The organism is Paraburkholderia sp. SIMBA_053, from assembly GCF_046534895.1.
Lineage (GTDB): Bacteria > Pseudomonadota > Gammaproteobacteria > Burkholderiales > Burkholderiaceae > Paraburkholderia > Paraburkholderia caledonica.
In genome coordinates this window covers 1-465 of sequence record NZ_JAWRXU010000102.1, presented here as the reverse complement: position 1 = coordinate 465, position 465 = coordinate 1, and the positions used below count along the sequence as shown (strand labels likewise).

Sequence of the window (465 nt, the reverse complement as noted above, 5' to 3'; positions counted from 1 at the left end):
CCGGCGTGAAGCCTGCCGTCGTCAGCGTGGCCGAGTTCGCCACCGAGTTCGAGCCCAGTGCTACCGAGTTCGCCGTCGTCGCCTGTGCGTTGCCGCCGATCGCCACTGCATCCGTGCCCGTTGCCGACGAATCCGCCAGCGTGGAGTTGGCGTGGAAGTACTTGATGCCGCCACCGTTCACGATGTTGTTCACCGTGTTGTTGATGTTGGTGACGTTGCCGCTCAGGTTCGCGACGTTGTTGTTGGTGTTCGCCAGGTTGTTCGCGACGTTCGAAACGTTGTTCGAGACGTTGTTGACCTTTGCGTCTTCCGACTGCAACTGGCTCACGTTGACTGCATCGGTCGCGTTCAGACCTGCTGCGACGTTCGTGATGCGGCGTTCTGCACCTGCCTTGCCCACCGACACTTCACCACCAGCGGCCGTCGCTGCTGCGATCGCCGTGCCGCCGACCGGCGTGAAGCCTG

Annotated in this window: 1 pseudogene; it reads right to left on the bottom strand. The window is 62.6% G+C overall.

What is annotated here, in order from left to right:
- A pseudogene (locus SB753_RS34755) lies at positions 1-465 on the bottom strand (adhesin); the annotation flags it as partial.